Here is a 20,371-nt window from a genome sequence, read left to right on the forward strand (position 1 = left end):
TTTGGCGGATGGCCCCGACGTATGCTGCAAACGAAGTACGTGTCGGGTGAAGAAGGGTCAGCAAATCATGGCAAAAACAGAAGACGTTTCCTTCGGCTATCTGCTCAGCGATGTGACCTTGCTGTTCCGCAAGCATTTCGACCGGCGCGCGGTGGCGTTCGGGCTGACCCGGGCGCAGTGGCGTGCCACCAAGGTGTTGTACCACCGCGAGGGTTTGCGGCAGACCGAGTTGGCTGAATTCCTGGAGATGGAGCCGATCGCCGTGGGCCGCGTGATCGACCGCCTGCAGGCCGCCGGTTTCGTCGAACGCCGCCCCGATCCGAAGGATCGCCGCGCCTGGCGGCTGTACGTCACCGAGCAGTCGCGCGAGGTCATTGGCGGCATGGAGCTGATCGCCCGCGGCCTGCGCAAGGACGCCACCCAGGGCATCGCACACAGCGAGCTGGAGCAGGCGCTGGCGGTGATCGGCCGCATCAAGGACAACCTGCTGGCGCTGGAACAGGCTGACGACAGCACCACCAGCTGAGGCCGGTCGCGCAGCGACCAGTGCCAACCGTCGTGGCCCGGCAGCGGCGGATCGGCGACATAATGGGGATTCGTGCGAATACCCGGTCAACCGTTGCACGGGGGCCGCGTTGTAGTGCTGTTGTTCGCTTTCCCCACTGTGGCGACCGCTGTCGTCGTGCCATTCCCCCGCCGCTCCCCGCGGTGTGCCGATCGAGAATCCGCCGCACATGTCCTGGAAAAAAGTCGCCCTCATTGCCGCTGCCTTGCTGGTGATCGCGGTGGCGCTGCATTTCGGGAAATCGGTCGACAGCGCCGGAAAGACGGCAGAGCATGCCGCCGCCTCGGTACCGGTCGAGGTGGCCACCGCGCGGCGCGGCGATATCGAGCTTTCGTTGCAACTGGTGGGTCGGGTGGAAGCATGGTCCACGGTGACCGTGCGGGCGCGGGTGTCGGGCCAGCTGGAGTCGCTGTCGTTCACGCCGGGCACGCACGTGCGCAAGGGCAGCGTGCTGGCGCAGATCGATCCGCGATTGCTGCGGGCACAGCTGGACCAGGCGCGCGGCAACGTGGCGCGCGACCGCGCGCAACTGCAGAAGGCGCAGGCCGACCAGAAGCGTTATGCCGACATGCTGGGCAAGGGTTTTGTCTCCCGCGCCGATTACGACCTGTACCAGGCCAACCTGGCCGTGGCCAAGGCCGCGCTGCAGAGCGACCTGGCCGCGCAGGAGCTGGCCCAGACGCAACTTGACTATGCCCGCATCGTGGCCCCGTTCGACGGCGTCACCGGCGCGCCGCTGGTGTATCCGGGCGCGCAGATCAGCGCCGACAGCACCGACATCGTGGTGCTCAACCAGGTCGAGCCGGTGCGCGTGGCGTTCAATATCCCCGAGGACACGCTGAGCGCCGTGCGCGATGCGCTGGCGCGCGGCGACGTGCCGGTGCAGGTGACGGCGTCCGGCGACCATGGCGCGCCGCTGGCCGGCACGCTGCAGTTCGTCGACAACGCGGTGGACGCCAGCACCGGCACCATCGTGCTGAAGGCGCGTTTCGACAACGTCAACTATCGCCTCACTCCCGGCCAGTTCGTGCAGGTGAGCTTGCCCACCACGCGGCTGACCAACGTGGTCAGCGTGCCGGTGCACGCGTTGCAGAGTTCAACCAGCGGCAGCTTCGTGTTCGTGCTGGGCGCCGATGGAAAAGTGCAGCAGCGTCCGGTCACCGCCGGCCCCACCAGCGCGGGGCGCACCGTGATCGACAAGGGTCTGCAAGGCGGCGAAAACGTTGTGACCGAGGGGCAGATGCTGCTGGTCGACGGGGCGAGCGCGCATGTCGCCGCGCGCTGAGGTCGGTATGGCCATTCATCCGGCTGGCGTCGCGTCGCCCGGAGCATCGCGATGAATATCCCCCAGCTCTGCATCCGCCGCCCGGTGATGACCACGCTGTTGATGACGGCGCTGCTGGTGTTCGGTCTCGTGGCCTACCCGCAATTGCCGGTGAACGAGCTGCCGAACGTGGATTTTCCCACCATCAGCATCAGTGCCAAGCTACCCGGCGCATCACCGGAGACGATGGCGTCGGCGGTGGCCACGCCGCTGGAAGGCAAGCTCTCCACCATCGCCGGCATCAGCTCGATGAGCTCCACCAGCGCGTTGGGTTCCACCTCGATCACGCTGACCTTCGAACTGGACCGCAATATCGACGCGGCCGCGCAGGATGTGCAGTCGGCCATCTCCTCGGCCTTGCGCCAGCTGCCGAAGGAAATGACCACGCCGCCCACGTTCCGCAAGGTGAACCCGGCCGACGCAGCGATCCTGTACCTGGCGATGAGCTCCTCGACGATGCCGTTGACCCAGGTCGACGAATACGCCGAGACCGAACTGGCGCAACAGCTGTCGATGATCGACGGCGTGGCGCAGGTGAACGTGTACGGCTCGCAGAAATATGCCGTGCGTATCAGCGTGAATCCCGATCGCCTGGCGGCCGCCGGCATCGGCATCGACCAGGTGCAGAACGCGATTGCCGACGCCAACGTCAACCAGTCCACCGGCTCGCTGTATGGCTCGCGCCAGCAGTTGCCGATCCGCAGCGATGGCCAGCTGCAGCGCGCGGCGGCGTACAACGACGTGGTGGTGGCGTACCGCAACGGCGCGCCGGTGCATGTGCGCGATATCGGTGTGGCGCGCGACAGCGTGCAGGATGACCAGAAGGCCAGTTCGTACAACGGCACCCGCGCGATCGTGTTGGCGATCCAGCGCCAGCCCGGCGCCAACACCGTGGCCACGGTGGATCGCATAAAAGAGGTGCTGCCCAGCTTCCGCGCGGGCCTGCCGCCGTCGGTGAAACTGGCCACGCTGTACGACCGCTCGCAGTCGATCCGCGCCTCGGTGGACGACGTGCAGTTCACTCTGCTGCTGGCCGGCGTGCTGGTGGTGTTCGTGATCTACCTGTTTTTGGGCAGCCTGTCGGCCACGCTGATTCCCGCGGCGGCACTGCCGATCTCGGTGCTGGGCACGTTCGGCGTGATGTACGCGCTGGGCTACAGTCTCGACAACCTCTCGCTGCTGGCGCTGACCCTGGCGGTGGGTTTCGTGGTGGACGACGCGATCGTGATGCTGGAAAACATCGTGCGCCACATGGAAGCAGGCGTGCCGCCGTACGAGGCGGCGCTGCAGGGTGCGCAGGAGATCGGCTTCACCATTTTCTCGATGACGTTGTCGCTGATTGCCGTGTTCATCCCGGTGATGTTCATGGGCGGCATCGTGGGGCGGCTGTTCCATGAGTTCGCGGTGGTGATCAGCGTGGCGATCCTGATCTCCGGCATCGTGGCGATCACGCTGACGCCAATGCTGTGCAGCCGCTTCGTCAAAGGCCACGACCACACGCGGAAAAACTGGCTGGTGGGTGGTTTTGACCGTGGTTTCAACGCCGTGCAGCAGGGGTATTCGGACAGCCTGCGCTGGTGCATGGATCGTCCGCGTATCGTGCTGGCCACGTTCGGGCTGAGCCTGCTGGCCACCGCGTTGCTGTTCTACGTGACACCGAAGGATTTCATCCCCGCCGGCGACAACGGCCAGTTGCGCGTCAACACCGAGGGCCCGGAGGATATTTCCTTCGAGGGCATGGGCGCGCGCCAGCAGCAACTGGTCGACATCGTGGCGAAGGACCCGAACATCGCCGGCTACATGTCCAGCATCGGCGCCGGCGGCTCGCGCAGCACGGTCAACAACGGCTCGATTCTGCTGATGCTGAAACCGGCCAGTGAACGCAAGCTCGATCCGGAGCAGATCATCCAGGAGCTGCGGCCGAAGCTGGCCGAGGTTCCCGGTATCCGCGCGTACATCCAGAACACGCCGGCGATCCGCATCGGCGGCCGCCAGTCCAAGTCGCAGTACCAGTACACGTTGCAGTCGATCGACATGCCGGCGTTGTACGACTGGAGCGGCAAGGTCACGCGCGCGTTCGCGGCGTTGCCGGGGTTCGAGGACGTCACCAACGACCTCGATCTCAACAGCCCCTCGATCGTGGTGAACGTGGACCGCAGCAAGCTGGCGCCGCTGGGGCTCACCATGGCGCAGGTGCAGACCGCGCTGGGCATCGGCTTTGGCGAGAACCAGATCTCCACCATCTACGGTTCTGCCACGCAGTACTGGGTGATCCTGCAGGTGGACCGCAAGCTGCAGGACGATCCGGCCGTGCTGTCGCGGCTTTACGTCACCTCCCGCAGCGGCGCCCTGGTGCCGCTGAACGCGGTGGCCAGTTTCAAGCGCGAGCCGCAGGCGCTCACCGTGAACCACCAGGGCCAGCTGCCCGCGGTGACGGTGTCGTTCAACCTGGCGCCGGGTTACAGCCTCGGCGATGCGGTGGCCAGCATCGATGGCGCGATGCAGAAGATGGGCCTGCCGGCCACCATCAGCGGCAGCGTGCAGGGCACGGCGCAGGCATTCCAGCAATCCATACAGGGCATGGGCATGTTGCTGCTGCTGGCGGTGTTCGTGATCTATCTGGTGCTGGGCATCCTGTACGAAAGCTTCATCCACCCGCTGACCATCCTGTCCGGCCTGCCCGCCGCGGCGGTCGGCGCGCTGCTGACCCTGGTGATCTTCCAGGCCTCGCTGGATCTGTTCGCCTTCGTGGGCATCGTGATGCTGATCGGCATCGTCAAGAAGAACGCGATCATGCTGATCGACTTCGCGCTGGAGCGTCAGCGCGAGGAAGGCATGATGCCGGCGCAGGCCATCTTCGAGGCGTGCCGCGTGCGTTTCCGTCCGATCATGATGACCAGCATGGCCGCGATGGCCGGCACCTTGCCGATCGCCTTGAGCATCGGCGCCGGCGCCGAAGTACGCCGCTCGCTGGGCCTGGCGGTAGTCGGCGGGCTGATCTTCTCGCAGGTGCTGACGCTGTACCTGACGCCGGTGATCTACCTCTACATGGATCGGCTGCAACGGCGCTTCGCGACGCCGGCAACCAACGCGCCTGCACATTAAGCGCGAAATCCCGCCGCGCTTGGCGCGCAATGGGACGGGGCGTGTTGAGATTATGTGGGTACCTTGCCGACGCCGGCAGGGCCCGATCACGTGGGTGACCGATGACGATGGAGGCGGTCCCGTCCCAATCCCACGACGACTTGTCAATGGCGTTCGCCTGCGCACAGCCCTGCAGCTGGTGGTAGGTCCTCACCTGGATTTCCCCGCTTCGGCCCGCAAGCTTCGCCAGGTTCTTTCCCGGGGTTATAGTGCGCAAGGGGACAATCTCTTCGGTTTGCAGCCGCCACGACACCATCAGGTGCATCGAGGCCGGGGAGTGGGCGGCCTCAAGTCAACCATCAAGGCGGATGCTCTCGCGGTGTCACCTGGCTCTCCGTATCGACCTTTTCCATTTCTGCAGCGAGTCTTTCCGAACATGAAGAAACGACGTGCCATCACCTTCTCCGCACTGTTCACCCTGCTTGCCGTTGCCTCACTGCCGGTGACTGCTGGCGTGTATACGGATGATTTGTCGAAGTGCCTCGTTTCCAAGACGACGCCGGAACAGAAGGGGGTTCTGGTCAACTGGATGTTTTCGGCGATGTCGCTGAATCCATCCGTGGCCAAATTCGTCACTCTTCCGGATGCGCAGCGCAAGGCGTTCAACGTCGACATGGCCAAATTGTTCGAGTCGCTGGTGACGGTCACCTGCAAGTCGGAGATGCAACTGGCCGTGCGATATGAGGGCAATACCGCCATCGGCGCGGCCTTCACCGTACTTGGACAGGTGGCTGGCAGGGAGCTCTTTTCCAACCCGGAAGTGGCGAAAGGCATGTCCGACCTGGAGAGGTACCTGGACAACGACAAGATCAAGGCGGCGTTGAACCCCGCGAAGTAGGGCGCCAAGCCCGGCGGGAACCCTGCTGCAGGATCTGCAACAATGGCAGGTGAGGGTGCCCCGGGGGGAGGTCGCACCAGATCCATTCATGCTCGCGCGGCAGTGCCTTCAGGGCTTCCCGTTTGTCGACGGTGAGGCACGTCGCCTTGTCTCCAGTTGTCGTGTTGCTGGTACGCGGAGCTATTCGTTGGTGCCGTCTTTGGCGAAGGCGCCAGGCGCCGAGCCGAAATCGCCATCCGCCTGCGCGGCCATGTAAGAGAACGCGGCGTACACGGCCACGTTCTGCGCCAGTTCCTGCGGGTCGACCTTGTCCAGTGTGTCGTTGGCGGTGTGGTGCCAGTCGAAGTACTTCGTGCCGTCCTGGGTCAGCGACAGTGCGGCCATGCCCTTGGCGTGCATCTGCGACAGATCCGATCCGCCGCCGCCGGGGCGCTTGGCGTCGTAGGCCACGCCGAGCGGTGCCAGCACGTTGGCGATCTGCGCGATGGCGGCGCGCGCGTCGGGCTTCACGCTGGCGCTCATGCGCCAGACCGGGCCGGCGCCGAAATCCGAATCCGTGCCCAGCTGGAACTGGCCAACCTCAGCGGCATGCTTGTCGGCGTAGGCGCGGCTACCCCACAGGCCCATTTCCTCGTTGGCGAATGCGATGACGCGGATGGTGCGGTCGGGGCGTTGCGGCAGGTCGCCGATCAGTTTGCCGGCCGCCATCGCGATGGCCACGCCGGCGCCGTCGTCGATCGCGCCGGTGCCCAGGTCCCACGAATCCAGATGGCCACCGATGGCGACCACCTGCTCGGGATGCTTGCGGCCGGTGATCTCGCCGATCACGTTGGCGCCGGTGTATTCGCCGTCGAGGCCGCAGTCCAGATCCAGCTTCACCGTCACCGGCTTGCCGTAGGCCAGCGCGCGCTCCAACTGGTCGGCGTCGGGGTTGGAAAGGGCGGCGGCGGGAATCGCCTTGGACGGGTCGCGGAAGCCGGTGACGCCGGTGTGCGCGATGCGTTCGTGCGCATCGGTACCCGCCGAGCGCAGCAGGTAGCCGGCCGCGCCCTTGGCGGCGGCGATCACCGGTCCGGCGGTACGCACGGCCGACCCCATGCCGTAGCCATGGCCATCCTTCGCGCGCTGCATGCGATAGCCGACGTAGACGATGCGGCCTTTCACGCTGGCCGGGTCGGCCGCCTTCAAGGCGTCCAGGCTGTCGAACTTCACCACTTGCGCGCTGAGACCGCCCGCGGGCGTACCCGGCGAATAGCCCAGCGCCGTCACCACCAATGGCTGCGGAAACGGCGCCACAATCGCGGCGTGTTCGCTGCGGCGTACCCACTTCGGATACGTGACCGCTTCGGTATAGACCTTGTCGTAGCCGAGCGCCCTGAATTTTGCCACGGCCCAGTCGCGGGCGCGCTGGTCGGCTTCGCTGCCGGCCAGGCGCGCACCAACCTCGGTGGTCAGCGAGGCGACGATGCGGTAGCCGGTGTCGTCGTGCAGGGCGCGGTCGCGCAACTGTTCGGCCGTCTTTACGGCTGTTGCGGGAATGGCGGTGGCGGCGCTGACGATGCCGCTGGCCAGCAGCAGGCTGGCGGCGAGCAAGGTGAAGGGAAGACGGCGCATCGGGGAACTCCGCGGATCAAACCCCGATTATGGCGTGGTGAGCTGGCCACGCTTGGGCCAAAAGTCATTGTAGGGGCGGCTTCAGCCGTGATGCTTTTGCTCCGGGGCTCCAAGGCAAAAGCATCGCGACTGAAGTCGCTCCCACAAGAAGCTGCTCCCACGGGGATGGCTACCTTACTGGCGGTTCTTCAGCAGGTCGCGGATTTCGGTCAGCAAGGCCACGTCGGCCGGCGGTGCAGCGGGGGCTTCTTCCTGCTTGCGGTTGAGCTTGTTGATGCCCTTGATCACCAGGAAGATCGCAAACGCGATGATCAGGAACTGGATCAGCGTATTGATGAACGCGCCGTACTGGATAGCCACCTCCGCCACCTTGTGCGCGGGGTCGGTGGCATCGGCCGGTCGCAGCACCCATTTCAGGTTGCTGAAATCGACGCCGCCGGTCAGCCAGCCAATCGGCGGCATGATGATCTGATCCACCAGCGAGGTGACGATCTTGCCGAATGCCCCGCCGATCACCACACCGACCGCCAGGTCGATGACGTTGCCTCGCATGGCGAACGCCTTGAACTCACTAAGCATGCTCATGCTGCAGATACTCCCTTGTCGAGCCGAATGGCATGGCGACTGTAACCCCTCGTCGCGTGTACGGACAGGGAAAACCCCACGGCTTTGGCCCGGTGGGATCAGACGATCCGGCCGTCCAGTTCGGCCACGCCGGCCAGCTCGGCGTGAAAGCGGTCGCCGCGTTGCAACGCGGCCACGCCGGCCGGCGTGCCGGTGAAGATCAGGTCGCCGGCCTTCAGCTCGAACAGCCGGGACAGCGCGGCGATGATCTGCGGTATGCCATGCAGCATGTGCTCCAGCGTGGTCTGCTGGCGCTGCTCGCCGTTGATCTCCAGCCGCAGCACGGTACCAGCGACCGGCGTGGCTTCCGCGGCCAGTCGCAAGGCGGACACGGGTGCGGAATGGTCGAACCCCTTGGCCACGTCCCACGGGTGGCCCTTTTTCTTGGCCTGCGCCTGCAGGTCGCGGCGGGTCAGGTCCAGCCCGACGCCATAGCCGAAGATCAGCGTGGAGGCGTTCTCGACGGCGATGTCGGTACCGCCGGCAACCAGTGCCACCACCATCTCGACTTCGTGGTGCAATGATGCCGTGGCCGACGGATACGGCACGTCGGCGCCATCACTGACCACGGCGTCGGCCGGCTTGCAGAAAAACATCGGCTGTTCCAGATCCACCGTACTGCCCATTTCGGCAGCATGATCGGCATAATTGCGGCCGATGCAGAATACGCGGCGTACGGCAAAACGCTGGTCGCTGCCGATGACGGGCAGGCTGGGAATGGCGGGTGGATCGATGATGTAGGTCATCCGCCAAGCGTAGCAAACCGAAGTGCAATGCGACGTTCGGAACCGGGTGACAGCTGTCATCGACGATGGCTGATGCCGCACCCTGACCACGCCGCGGTCGATCGATCAATCTTGCATGCATCGCACACCGGGCAAACCGGTCGGGGAGTAAGGGTGGACAACGCCGAGCTGTTGAAGGAACTGCGCATCGATCGCAACCAGCGCGAGGCGCACGACAGCGGCCCCGGCCGCTGGCCGTGGATCGCCGCCGGCGTGCTGGTGCTGCTCGCCTTGCTTGGCGGCGGCGCTTGGCTGTGGCTGGGCCAGCGGCCGCTGCCGGTGAAAACCGCCACCGCCGTGGCGCCCACCGCCGCGGGTGAGTCCGGCGCGGTGCTGCAGGCCACCGGCTACGTCACCGCGCGGCGCCAGGCCACCGTGTCGGCGCAGATCACCGGCACGCTCACCGCCGTGCTGATCGAAGAGGGCGACCGCGTCACCAAGGGCCAGGTGCTGGCGCGGCTGGACGACAGCGGCTACAAGGCCACGCTCGCCGCGGTGAAGGCGCAGGCCGATGCGGCGCATGCGCTGGTGACGCAGTACCAGTCGCAATTGAAGCAGTCCGAACACGACGCCAGGCGCCAGCAGCAACTGGTCGAGCGTGGGCTGGTGTCGCGGCAAAGTGCCGAGCAGGCGCAAACCCAGGTCGAGAGCCTGCGCGCCCAGCTCGCCGCACAGCGCCAGCAGGCGCATGCCGCCGACGCCCAGGCAGCAGTGGCCAAGGTGAATTTCGACTACACCGTGGTGCGCGCGCCGTTCAGCGGCGTGGTCACCACCAAGGACGCGCAGGTAGGCGAGATCATCTCGCCGCTGTCCGCCGGCGGCGGCTTCACCCGCACCGGCGTGGGCACCATCGTGGACATGGATTCGCTGGAGATCGACGTCGACGTCAACGAGGCCTACATCGGTCGGGTCAAGCCGGGCATGCTGGCCGAAGCGGTGCTGGACGCGTACCCGGACTGGAAAATCCCCGCCCACGTGGTCGCCATCGTGCCCACCGCCGACCGCGGCAAGGCCACCATCAAGGTGCGTGTGGCGCTGGAGCAGAAGGACGCGCGGGTGGTGCCGGACATGGGCGCGCGGGTGTCGTTCCTGGAAGAAAAGGCGAAGGCGGGCGCCGCCGCGCCGCAAGGCGTGCTGGTGCCGGCCACGGCGATCGTGCAGCGCGATCGCCACAGCGTGGTGTTCGTGCTCGACGGCGAGCAGGTGCGTCAGCGCACGGTGACGCCGGCCGCGCAGACCTACGGCGACCTGCGCCTGCTGCCCGCCGCGGTGAGCGCGGGCGAAAGCGTGGTGGTGTCGCCGCCGCCGGCATTGAAGGATGGTTCGGACGTCCAGATAGCGAAACCGTAAATTTCCAGATCCCTGTGGGAGCGGCTTCAGCCGCGATGCTTTCCCGGGGATTCAAGAAGCAGAGCATCGCGACTGAAGTCGCTCCCACAAAAGACCGCACATCGTCGGAGAATGCCATGGCCACGCTGATCGAGATCCAGAACCTCGCCAAGAGCTACACCCGCGGCAAGCAGAAAGTCGAAGTGTTGCACCACGTCAACCTGGACATCGCCGAAGGAGATTTCCTGGCGCTGATGGGCCCGTCCGGCTCGGGCAAGACCACCTTGCTCAACCTGATCGGCGGCCTGGACACGCCCAGCGCCGGCAGCATCAGCGTGGGTGGCCAGCGCATCGACCAGCTCGGCGGCGGCGCGCTGGCGAAATGGCGTGCGTCGAATGTCGGTTTCATCTTCCAGTTCTACAACCTGATGCCGATGCTGTCGGCGCAGCGCAATGTGGAGTTACCGCTGCTGCTGACGAAACTGTCGGCGGCGCAGCGCAAGAAGAACGCGTCCATCGCGCTGCAACTGGTGGGCCTGGCCGATCGTGCCAGCCACAAGCCCAGCGAACTGTCGGGCGGCCAGCAGCAACGTGTGGCGATCGCCCGCGCGATCGTCTCCGACCCCGCGCTGCTGGTCTGCGACGAGCCTACCGGCGACCTCGATCGCCAGTCCGCCGAGGAGGTGTTGGGCCTGCTGCAGCAGCTCAATCGCGATCACGGCAAGACCATCGTGATGGTTACCCACGACCCCAAGGCGGCGGAATACGCCAGCCATACGCTGCATTTGGACAAGGGCACGCTCGTCGAATCGGCCACGGCGTGAGGAGGCGGTCATGAAATACCTGCACCTGATCTGGGCGGCGCTGTTCCGGCGCAAGACCCGCACCGTGCTGACCCTGGTGTCGATCGTCGCCGCATTCCTGCTGTTCGGCATGCTCGACGCGGTACGCACCGCGTTCGACTCCGGCAGCCAGGGCATCGCCGGCGTGGATCGGCTGGTCACCTCGTCGCGCTACTCGATCATCCAGCCGCTGCCCGAATCGCTGGGCACGCGCATCGCCGCGATTCCGGGCGTGCGCGACGTGGGCCACGCGAACTGGTTCGGCGGCATCTACCAGGACCCGAAGAACTTCGTTTTCAGCTACGCGGTGAGCCCGAATTACCTCGACCTGTATCCGGAGATCCACCTGTCGGCCGAGCAGCGCAAAGCCTTCGACGGCAACCGCACCGGTGCGGTGATCGGCGACAAGCTGGCGCAGAAGTACGGCTGGAAGGTAGGCGACAAGATCCCGCTGCAGTCGACCATCTTCCCGCTGAAAAACGGCTCGAAGACCTGGACCTTCGACATCGAGGGCATCTACACGGTGGACAAGGACGCGGCCAACGGCATGGACCAGTTGTTCATGCTGCACTGGAAATATTTCGACGAGGCCAACGCGTTCGGCAACGGCACGGTCGGCTGGTACGTCGACCGGCTCACCGACCCGGCGCTGGGCGACCGCGTGGCGCATGCGATCGACGCGCTGTCGGCCAACTCCGACCATGAAACCAAGACCCAGACCGAGCAGGCCTTCAGTGCCTCGTTCGCCAAGCAGCTGGGCGACATCGGCCTGATCGTGGGCTCGATCATGGGCGCGGTGTTCTTCACCCTGATCCTGCTGACCGCCAACACCATGGCGCAGGCGGTGCGCGAGCGCACGTCGGAGCTGGCGGTGCTGAAGACGATCGGCTTCTCCAGCCGCAGCGTGCTGGCGCTGGTGCTGGCCGAATCGGTGCTGCTGTTGCTTATCGGTGGCGTGGTCGGGCTGGGCCTGGCCGCGGTGCTGGCGCCGGCCATCGGCAAGGGCAGCGGCGGCATGATCAACCTGCCGCCGGTGGGTGCCGGCAGTTGGGCGATGGGCGTGGGCTTGATGGTGCTGATCGGGCTGGTGGTGGGCGCGTTGCCGGCGTGGCGGGCAATGCGGTTGAACATCGTCGATGCACTGGCCGGTCGCTGAGGAGAATCGGATATGCGCACATTCAAGTCCTTCCTGCGCGGCCTCGGCCTGGTTGCCATCGTGATTGCGGGCCTGCTGATCTGGTCGCGCCTGCCGTGGACCGCCGTGCTGGCGCTGGTGGCGGTGCTGGCGCTGTGGCTGGTGCTGACCCGCCGCGGCCGGCAAACCCTTTCGATCACCAGCGTGGGCATCAGCACCTTGCGCCAGCGCATCGGCGCCTCGCTGGTGGTGGTGGTCGGCATCGCCGGCGTGGTCGGCGTGCTGGTGGCGATGCTGGCAATGGGCGAGGGTTTCCAGAGCACCTTGCAGCAGACCGGCTCGGACGACACCGCGATCGTGCTGCGCGGCGGCTCCAATGCCGAGCTGAACTCGGTGCTCGACCGCGACAGCGTCAACGTCATCATCCAGGCGCCGGGCGTGGCGCGCAGCGCGGACGGCAAGCCGGTGGCGTCGGCCGAACAGTCGGTGGTCGCCAACCTGCCCAAGCGCAGCGACGCCAGCGTGGAGGCGAACGTGCCGATCCGCGGCGTGGGTGACGAAGCGTGGATCCTGCGGCCCAACGTGAAGATCGTGCAGGGCCGCCGCTTCAAGCCCGGCCTGCGCGAGCTGGTGGTGGGCCAGGGCGCGATGCGCCAGTTCGCCGGGCTGGACGTGGGCAGCCGGCTGCGCCTGGCGGGGCAGGAATGGTCCATCGTGGGCGAGTTCGCGTCGGGCGATTCGCACGACTCGGAGCTGTGGGGCGACGCGCAGACGGTGGCCTCGGCGTACCGCCGCGGCAGCAGCGCGCAGTCGGTGACCGTGCGGCTGACCTCGCCGCAGGCGTTCGACACGTTCAAGGCCGCGCTGTCCAGCGACCCACGCCTGAAGGTCGACGTCAGCACCACTCGCGAGTACTTCAGCAAGCAGTCCGAGAGCCTCACCAAGGTGATCCGCATCGTCGGCATCACGGTGGGCGTGATCATGGCGATCGGCGCGATCTTCGGCGCACTCAACACCATGTTCGCGGCGATCGCCTCACGTGCCCGCGAGATCGCCACGCTGCGCGCGATCGGTTTCCGCGGCCTGCCGGTGGTGGTCTCGGTGCTGATGGAAACCATGCTGCTGGCGCTGCTCGGCGGCGTGCTGGGTGGGTTGATCAGCTGGCTGATCTTCAACGGCTATACCGCCTCCACGCTGGGTGCGAACTTCAGCCAGGTGGTGTTCCAGTTCAAGGTGTCGCCGGAGCTGCTGTGGCTGGGCATCAAGTGGGCGATGGCGATCGGTTTCGTCGGCGGCCTGTTCCCCGCCGTGCGCGCGGCCAGGCTGCCGGTGACCACGGCGCTGCGCGAGCTGTAGCCATGTAGGAGCGCACCCTGTGCGCGATGCCTTTATTCGGGATTCGGGATTCGCAAAAGCAAAAGCAAAAGCATCGCGCACAGGGTGCGCTCCTACGGGCAGCGCGCTGATTGGCGGCTCTTCCAAATCCCGAATCCCGGCTTTCAAGGCATCACTGGCGGCACATACTCCAGCGTCAGGCCCAGCAGCCACAGCATGCCCAGCACCAGCGGCACGTGCACCACCAGCTGCACGAAGGTGTAGCCGACCACGTCGCGCGCCTTCAATCCGAGCACGCCCAGCAGCGGCAGCATCCAGAACGGATTGATCAGGTTGGGCAGCGCCTCGGCCGCGTTGTACACCTGCACTGCCCAGCCCAGATGCACGTGCAGGTCGTTTGCCGCCTGCATCACGTACGGCGCCTCGACCAGCCACTTGCCACCGCCGGAAGGCACGAAGAAACCCAGGATCGCCGAGTACGCGCCCATCACCGCGGGGAAGCTTTCCTGGCCGGCGATGTGCACGAACAGATTCGACAACCGGTGCGCCAGCGTCGCGCCGTCGGCGCCGGGCACGTGGGTGAGCAGGGCGGCGATGCCGCCGTACAGCGGAAACTGGATCAGCACGCCCGCGGTGCTGGGCACGGCACGATGCACCGCGTCGAGGAAGCTGCGCGGACGCCAGTGCAGCAGGATGCCCAGGGTGAGGAACAGGAAGTTGTAGGTGTTGAGGTTGGCGATCGCGGTCACCGCCGGCTTGCTGGCGAATTCGTGGCCAAGCCAGCCCAGCCCCAGCAGGCCGATCGCCAGCGACAGCAGCGGGCTGTATTCCAGCCATTCGCCCGGTCGCGTGCGCGGCGGCAGTGCGGGCGTGGAGCTTTCGCCGATGTCGAAATCCTTCGAGGTGCGCGCGTTCGCATCCGACGGCGCGGTGAACCAGCACACCAGCAGCGACACCACGATCAGCACCGCCGTCAGCACGATCGACTGCCACAGGAAAATCGTCTGGCTGAAAGGCAGTACGCCGGTGATCGCCAGCAGGCCCGGTGGCATGCTGGCCGGGTTCGCCTGCAACTGCGCCGCCGACGACGAAAGCCCCATCGCCCAGATCGCGCCCAGGCCCAGGTACGCCGCCGCGCCGGCGGCGCGGTAATCCATATGCAGATCGGTGCGCCGTGTCAGCGCACGCACCAGCAGGCCGCCGAACACCAGCGAGAAACCCCAGGAAAGCAGCGACGCCAGCATGCTCACCAGCGCGATGTAGACGATCGCGCCGCGGCCGCTACGCGGCGCCCGCGCCAGCACGTCGATGAAGCGTGCCACCACTGGCGCGGTGGCCAGCACGTAACCGCCGATCACCACGAACGCCATCTGCATGGTGAACGGGATCAGGCTCCAGAAGCCGTCGCCGAACGCATTGACGGTGGCCGTCGGCGTGGCGCCGAAGGCAAACGCGGCCAGCGCCACCACGACCACGCCCAATGCCGCAAACACCCACGCATCGGGAAACCAGCGTTCCGCCCATGCGGCGCTGCGCAGGGCTGCGCGCGCCATCCAGCCGTCTTGCGATGCGTTCATGCTGCTCTCCCCGCTCCAATGAAATCAGTGCCAACGTCGCCAAAGGCGGCGTTTCGTTTGCCCCTTCCCCTGCAAAGCAGGGGGAGGTTGGGAGGGGGTAGCTTTTGACCTTGGCGGAGATCAAGAGCGCCCCCTCCCCGACCCTCCCCTGCGAGCAGGGGAGGGAGCAAATGCGAGGCTAACGCTTCTGCTTGGCCAGCGTGATCGCCACCACGCCGACCAGGATGATCGCCATGCCGGCCAGGTCATACGGCCCCACGTGCTCGCCGGCCAGCAGCACGCCGAACAGCACCGCCACCGGCGGGTTCACGTAGGCGTAGCTGGTGGCCAGGGCAGGGCGCGCGTGCTTCAGCACGTACAAGTAAGCGCTGAACGCGATGATCGAACCGAACACCGCCAGATACGCCAGGGCCAATGTTGCGTGCAGGGTGGGATGCGCGGGCAGGTGTTCGCCACTGGCATAGCCGACCAGCAGCAGCGCGACGCTGGCGCAGAGCATCTGCGCGGCGGTGTTCATCGGGCCCGGCGGCATGTCGCGACCACGGCTCCAGACCGAGCCGAACGCCCAGCAGGCGGCCGCCACCAGCAAAGCCACCGCGCCCACCGGCGAGCCCGACAGGCTGCTGCCCAGGTTGAGCACGATCACGCCGGCGAAGCCGATCGCCAGGCCAATGGTTTCGCGCCGGTTGGGCCACTGCCCGTACATGCCGGAAAACAGCGCCGCGAACAACGGCATGCTGGCCACCGAAACGGCCGCGATGCCCGAGCTCACCCGTTCTTCGGCAAAGCAAACCAACCCGTTGCCCATGCCCAGCAACAACAAGCCGGTAAACGCCGCGTTGCGCCATTGCGGAAATGTCGGTGCAGCCATGCCGCGCAGCCGCAGGAAACCGTACATGACCACGCCGGCGCACAGGAAACGCACGCCGGCCAGCAGGAACGGTGGGTAGCTTTCCAGCGCGAAGTGGATGCCCAGATAGGTTGACCCCCAGATCACGAACAGCGCGAACAGCGCCAGCGGGATCAGAACGCGGGGATCGGCCAGGGAGCGCGGCGATTCAGCCGCGGCGCAGGTCGAAAGATCGGACATGGTGGGGTGGGGTTATCCGGAGACGGCGCTGGATTATCCGCTTCTCGCCACCGTTTTGCGCGCTTGCGGGCGGGCTCAGTGAGTCACCGGCCGGCGGTGGTGCAGCACCACGAATTCACCTTCCAGCACTTCCGGTTGGCGCGCGCGCGTCGCTGCCCCGGGCGGCGTCAGCTTGCGGCCGTTGGTCCAGTAACGCCACGCCAGCAACACCACACCACCCACCATCAGCACCCCTGCCACCACCAGCCCGAACACCAGCAGCAAGCCGACCAGCGCCATACCCAACAGCAGCGACAGGGCACGGGCCAGCGGGTGGCGGGAGCGACGCATGGAGGGGAGTGAGAAGTGCATGTGTTAAAAATCCGTGTGGTAAAATCAATGACTTGCGGGCGTAACCATGGGGCCAACCGGCCTCCGAGGCAAGTGCCGATGGACACAATCATCACCGTTTTGCCGCTGTGCCGGTTGACGGATATTCCCGACGGCGGGGCGACGGCGGTCGACGCCTTGCTGGCCGGCGGCGAGCAGAGCCTGATCCTGTTGCGGGATGGCGGGCAGGTGCGCGGCTATCGCAATGTTTGCCCCCATGCCGGCCGTCGCCTCGACTACGCGCCGGGCAAATTCCTGCTCAAGGATGACACCCTGATCTGCGCCGTGCATGGCGCCAGCTTTCAACGACAGGCCGGCGTGTGCGTGGCCGGCCCCTGCCGCGGCGACAGCCTGCGCGCGGTGGCGTTGCGGGTCGAGGGCGGCGAGGTGTGGTTGGCCTGAGACGTTCAGGCTGGGCGGGGGCGTTGAAAAAATCCCAAGCTCTCAGCGGAAGACCAGGTTGATCGCCACGATGGTCACCGTCAGCACCAGCGCCGTCAACGGCAAGCCTACGCGCAGGAAGTCCTTGCTGCGGTAGCCGCCCGGGCCGGTCACCATCATCAGCGCCGGGTGGCCCGAGCTCAGCAGGAAGGTGTTGGACGAGGACACCGCCACGATCAACGCATACGCCGACGGGTTGCCGCCGGTGGCCACCGCCACGCTGATGGCGATCGGCACCATCATCACGGTGGCGCCCACGTTCGACATCACCTGCGAAAACAGGAGTGTCAACACGCCCAGCACGATCTGCAGGACGTACGGCGAGGCGCCGCCCAGGTAATACAACACCTGCTGCGCCAGCCACGCGGCGGTGCCGGTGGAATCCATCGACCAGCCCAGCGGGATCAGGCAGGCGGTGACGAAGATCGTCTTCCAGTTGATCGCCTTGTACGCCTCGTCCATATTCAGCACGCCCGACAACAGCATCGCGATGGCGCCGGTCATCATCGCCACGGAGAGGTCGAGGTTGGTGAACAGGGCCAGGCACTTGGCCATCACGAAAAAGCCGACCGCCTGCCAGATCTTGCCGGGCCGCTGCTCATCCTTGGGGATGTCGGTGACCACGACCAGGTCCTTGTCCTCGGCCGCCAGCGACAGGTCGCGCCAGTTGCTGTGCAGCACCACGGTGTCGCCCGCGCGCAGGGTGACCGCGCGCACGTCGTCGCGAAACACCTGGTCGCCGCGGTTCACCGCCAGCACCGAAATACCGAAGCGCTTGCGCAAGCGCAGGTCGCCGATGGTCTGCTTGATGAAGCGCGATACCGGCGGGATCACCACCTCGGAAATACCCGCACGGGTCGGGTTGAACAACTCACCCAACTGGCGCATGCGCGGCGACAGCCGGCACAACTGGTTGTTGGCGAACTGGCTGAGCTGCTCGCGCGGGCCCAGCACGCCCAGCACCGAGCCCACCCAGATCACGTGATCGGCCGGCGGCGCCATGCGCGCCTCGTTGCCGCTCTTGATCGCCAGGATCAGCGGCGCCTCGTGCAATTGTTCCGCCTCGCCGATGCTCATGCCCACCAGCGGGCTTTCCGCGGTGACAGTGAGCTCGGCCGTCTCGCCGCCGATGCCGTAGGTCTCGGCAAAATAGCTTTCGGTGCGGCCGGGCGTCACCTTGAGCCGCTCGTCCTCGTGCCCGGGCAGCAACTTGCGGCCGAAGAAATAGAAGTAGCCCACGCCCAGGAACGCCAGCGCCAGGCCGATCGGGGTCACGCTGAACAGGCCGAATTTCGGGATCGTGTGCGCGCCCGGCGGCAGGTTGGCGTTGGCGCTGGCGATCAGGTCGTTCAGCACGATCAGCGGTGAGTTCGCGATCAGCGTGGTGTTGGTGGCGGTGAGGATGCAGAACGCCATCGGCAGCAACAGCCGCGACAACGGCACGCCGGTGCGCGCCGACAACCGGCTGCTGACCGGGATCATGATCGCCGCCAGCGCCTGGCTGGGGATCACCGCGCTGAACAGGCTGGCCACCAGGTTGATCACCACGCCGAGGCGCGACTCCGCCCCGCGCGCCATGCGCATCACGAAATTCGCAGTGAGGTTGAGCACGCCGGCGCGGTCCAGCCCCTCGCCCATGATCATGATCGCGATGATCGCGATCACCGCGTTGCCGGCGAAACCGTTGAACACGCGATCGGCGGGAATCAGCCCGGTCAGCCCGATCACCACCACCACCAGCAGCGCCACCATGTCGGCGCGGATCCACTCCAGCACCAGCATGATCATGGTGAAGCCCACCAGACCCAGCACCAGGATCATGTCGGGGGTGAGCGACAGACCCATCAGCGTGCGTCCCGCGTTGGCGTTGCGCGCAAGTGGCTAGGCGATGGCAGTGGAAGCTTCACGCTGCGACGATTCGTCCCTGGTGGATCGCCTGAGTATAAGCGGCGCGGGATGGTTGCTGGTGAACCAAGAGCCAAGAGCGACCCCTCCCCAGCCCTTTCAGTCCCTTTAGGGACGAGCAGGGGAGGGAGCACAGCGCGCAGTTGGAGGTGCGGGGGAGTACACGGCTTTGCTCCTCCCCCTGCTTGCAGGGGGAGGTTGGGAGGGGGTTACGCTTTTCCGGCCAGCTCCACGAACGGACTCGCCATGCAGCGCCAATGGACCCGCGCCCGCCAACTCCGCAACAACAGCACCGACGCTGAGCGCCGGCTGTGGTATTTCCTGCGTCGCGAGCAACTGGCCAGCCACAAATTCCGCCGGCAATACCCGATGGCAGGCTATATCGTCGACTTCGTTTGCGTGCCGGCACGGCTCGTGATTGAACTGGATGGCGGGCAGCACCTCGACGCGTTGGCATACGATGAGCGCCGTACCGCGAGGCTCGAATGCAAGGGCTACCGCGTGTTGCGCTTCTGGAACGACGACGTGCTTTTGCGCACGGACGATGTGGTGGCGGAGATTTTTCGCGCGCTGGGAGAAAAGCCAAAAGCTTGACCCCCTCCCGGCCTCCCCCTGCGCGCAGGGGGAGGAGCCGAAGCCCGAACTCCATGCGCTACGCTTTGCTTCCTCCACTGCTCGTCCCTAAAGGGACTTCCTTCGGTCGCAGGGAGGGTTGGAGAGGGGTAAAGCTCTTGCTCTAAACCCGCCGATACAACAAATCCCACACCCCGTGCCCCAGCTTCAACCCGCGTCGCTCGAAGTGCGTCTCGATGCGCCAGGCGGGCTTTTCGGCAAACTGGCCAGGGCCAATGTCGTTGCGCCAGTCCGGCGCCGACTCCATCACCGCCAGCATGTGCTCGGCATAGGCCTGCCAATCGGTGGCCAGGTGCAGCAGGCCGCCCGGCGCCATGCGCGACGCCAGCAGGGCGACGAACTCGGGCTGGATCAGCCGCCGCTTGTTGTGCCGCGCCTTGTGCCAAGGGTCGGGAAACCAGATGCGCACCTCGGCCAGCGTGCCGGGGGCGATCTCGTGTTCCAGCACCTCCACCGCGTCGTGCTTGTACAGGCGCACGTTGGTGGCGTCGCGCTGGGCCAGCGCGTTCATCAGCCGGCCCACGCCGGGGCCGTGCACTTCCACGCCGATGAAATCGCGCGCGGCGTCATGCTCGCTGGCCCACGCCAGCGCCTCGCCGTTGCCGAAGCCGATTTCCATCACCAGCGGTGCCGCGCGCCCGAAGCTGGCCGAAAAATCGTTCGGCGCACCGCGATAGTCGACGCCAAAGCGCGACCACAGCGTGTCGAACGCGCGCTGTTGCGCGGGCGTCATGCGTCCCTCGCGCAGCACGAAGCTGCGGATGCGGCGCATGTAATGGGCGTTGTCGTGAGGCGTGTCGGTCATGCGGGTCGTCGGGTGC

General features: G+C 66.3%; 18 protein-coding genes. 10 read left to right on the top strand and 8 right to left on the bottom strand.

Annotated features, from left to right (window positions below; translation table 11 throughout):
* The first annotated feature begins 67 nt into the window (after window positions 1–67).
* The 4 genes from ASD22_RS14240 (at window position 68) to ASD22_RS16810 (ending at window position 5,871) form a co-directional block, all read left to right on the top strand.
* A complete protein-coding gene (locus ASD22_RS14240) occupies window positions 68–526 on the top strand; it encodes a MarR family transcriptional regulator (RefSeq protein WP_056085186.1) in 459 nt (152 codons plus the stop codon).
* A gap of 208 nt (window positions 527–734) precedes the next feature.
* Window positions 735–1,850 (top strand): efflux RND transporter periplasmic adaptor subunit, encoded by a 1,116-nt coding sequence (locus ASD22_RS14245; protein WP_056085188.1) that lies wholly within the window; start codon window positions 735–737, stop codon window positions 1,848–1,850.
* A gap of 51 nt (window positions 1,851–1,901) precedes the next feature.
* Entirely contained in the window at window positions 1,902–4,994 is a 3,093-nt protein-coding gene (locus ASD22_RS14250; RefSeq protein WP_056084988.1) for an efflux RND transporter permease subunit, read from the top strand.
* A gap of 94 nt (window positions 4,995–5,088) precedes the next feature.
* Entirely contained in the window at window positions 5,089–5,871 is a 783-nt protein-coding gene (locus ASD22_RS16810; RefSeq protein ID WP_156459031.1) for a hypothetical protein, read from the top strand.
* A gap of 180 nt (window positions 5,872–6,051) precedes the next feature.
* Here ASD22_RS16810 and ASD22_RS14260 read toward each other — a convergent pair whose 3' ends face one another.
* The 3 genes from ASD22_RS14260 to ASD22_RS14270 form a co-directional block, all read right to left on the bottom strand.
* Window positions 6,052–7,485 carry a M20/M25/M40 family metallo-hydrolase gene (locus tag ASD22_RS14260; protein WP_056084993.1) on the bottom strand — a complete coding sequence of 478 codons (1,434 nt, stop codon included), beginning with the start codon at window positions 7,483–7,485 and terminating at the stop codon, window positions 6,052–6,054.
* 174 nt (window positions 7,486–7,659) lie between these two features.
* Window positions 7,660–8,070, bottom strand: a complete 411-nt coding sequence (gene mscL, locus ASD22_RS14265; RefSeq protein WP_056084996.1) for a large-conductance mechanosensitive channel protein MscL — start codon at window positions 8,068–8,070, stop codon at window positions 7,660–7,662.
* 98 nt (window positions 8,071–8,168) lie between these two features.
* Entirely contained in the window at window positions 8,169–8,855 is a 687-nt protein-coding gene (locus ASD22_RS14270) for a fumarylacetoacetate hydrolase family protein (RefSeq protein ID WP_056084999.1), read from the bottom strand.
* A 153-nt stretch (window positions 8,856–9,008) separates the two neighbouring features.
* Here ASD22_RS14270 and ASD22_RS14275 point away from each other — a divergent pair, with 153 nt between their 5' ends.
* From ASD22_RS14275 to ASD22_RS14290, 4 genes are all read left to right on the top strand, one after another.
* Entirely contained in the window at window positions 9,009–10,244 is a 1,236-nt protein-coding gene (locus tag ASD22_RS14275) for an efflux RND transporter periplasmic adaptor subunit (RefSeq protein WP_056085002.1), read from the top strand.
* A 116-nt stretch (window positions 10,245–10,360) separates the two neighbouring features.
* On the top strand, window positions 10,361–11,047 hold the full coding sequence (locus ASD22_RS14280) for an ABC transporter ATP-binding protein (RefSeq protein WP_056085005.1): 687 nt from the start codon (window positions 10,361–10,363) through the stop codon (window positions 11,045–11,047).
* A 10-nt stretch (window positions 11,048–11,057) separates the two neighbouring features.
* Window positions 11,058–12,221: an FtsX-like permease family protein gene (locus tag ASD22_RS14285; RefSeq protein WP_056085008.1), complete on the top strand. Its 1,164-nt coding sequence runs from the start codon at window positions 11,058–11,060 to the stop codon at window positions 12,219–12,221.
* 12 nt (window positions 12,222–12,233) lie between these two features.
* Window positions 12,234–13,556: an ABC transporter permease gene (locus ASD22_RS14290; protein WP_056085016.1), complete on the top strand. Its 1,323-nt coding sequence runs from the start codon at window positions 12,234–12,236 to the stop codon at window positions 13,554–13,556.
* 143 nt (window positions 13,557–13,699) lie between these two features.
* Here ASD22_RS14290 and ASD22_RS14295 read toward each other — a convergent pair whose 3' ends face one another.
* The 3 genes from ASD22_RS14295 to ASD22_RS14305 all read right to left on the bottom strand — a co-directional run bounded on the left by ASD22_RS14295 (window position 13,700) and on the right by ASD22_RS14305 (window position 16,553).
* Entirely contained in the window at window positions 13,700–15,088 is a 1,389-nt protein-coding gene (locus tag ASD22_RS14295) for a TIGR00366 family protein (protein ID WP_056085190.1), read from the bottom strand.
* Between the two features lie 202 nt (window positions 15,089–15,290).
* Window positions 15,291–16,202: a drug/metabolite exporter YedA gene (gene yedA, locus ASD22_RS14300; protein ID WP_056085019.1), complete on the bottom strand. Its 912-nt coding sequence runs from the start codon at window positions 16,200–16,202 to the stop codon at window positions 15,291–15,293.
* Between the two features lie 75 nt (window positions 16,203–16,277).
* The gene (locus ASD22_RS14305; RefSeq protein WP_056085022.1) at window positions 16,278–16,553 is read right to left on the bottom strand and encodes a hypothetical protein; all 276 of its coding nucleotides are present in this window, start codon (window positions 16,551–16,553) and stop codon (window positions 16,278–16,280) included.
* A 78-nt stretch (window positions 16,554–16,631) separates the two neighbouring features.
* Between ASD22_RS14305 and ASD22_RS14310 the strand changes: the two genes are divergently transcribed.
* Complete coding sequence (locus ASD22_RS14310) at window positions 16,632–16,973, top strand: Rieske 2Fe-2S domain-containing protein (RefSeq protein ID WP_056085026.1); 342 nt, start codon at window positions 16,632–16,634, stop codon at window positions 16,971–16,973.
* A 42-nt stretch (window positions 16,974–17,015) separates the two neighbouring features.
* On the opposite strand, the gene ASD22_RS14315 is transcribed toward ASD22_RS14310, so the two are convergent.
* A complete protein-coding gene (locus tag ASD22_RS14315) occupies window positions 17,016–18,857 on the bottom strand; it encodes an SLC13 family permease (protein ID WP_200946374.1) in 1,842 nt (613 codons plus the stop codon).
* 306 nt (window positions 18,858–19,163) lie between these two features.
* Here ASD22_RS14315 and ASD22_RS14320 point away from each other — a divergent pair, with 306 nt between their 5' ends.
* The gene (locus tag ASD22_RS14320) at window positions 19,164–19,511 is read left to right on the top strand and encodes a DUF559 domain-containing protein (RefSeq protein ID WP_056085030.1); all 348 of its coding nucleotides are present in this window, start codon (window positions 19,164–19,166) and stop codon (window positions 19,509–19,511) included.
* 142 nt (window positions 19,512–19,653) lie between these two features.
* Here ASD22_RS14320 and trmB read toward each other — a convergent pair whose 3' ends face one another.
* Complete coding sequence (gene trmB / locus ASD22_RS14325; RefSeq protein WP_056085194.1) at window positions 19,654–20,355, bottom strand: tRNA (guanosine(46)-N7)-methyltransferase TrmB; 702 nt, start codon at window positions 20,353–20,355, stop codon at window positions 19,654–19,656.
* Between the last annotated feature and the right edge of the window lie 16 nt (window positions 20,356–20,371).

Origin of the sequence: Rhodanobacter sp. Root480, assembly GCF_001426645.1 — a bacterium.
Classification (GTDB): domain Bacteria; phylum Pseudomonadota; class Gammaproteobacteria; order Xanthomonadales; family Rhodanobacteraceae; genus Rhodanobacter; species Rhodanobacter ginsenosidimutans.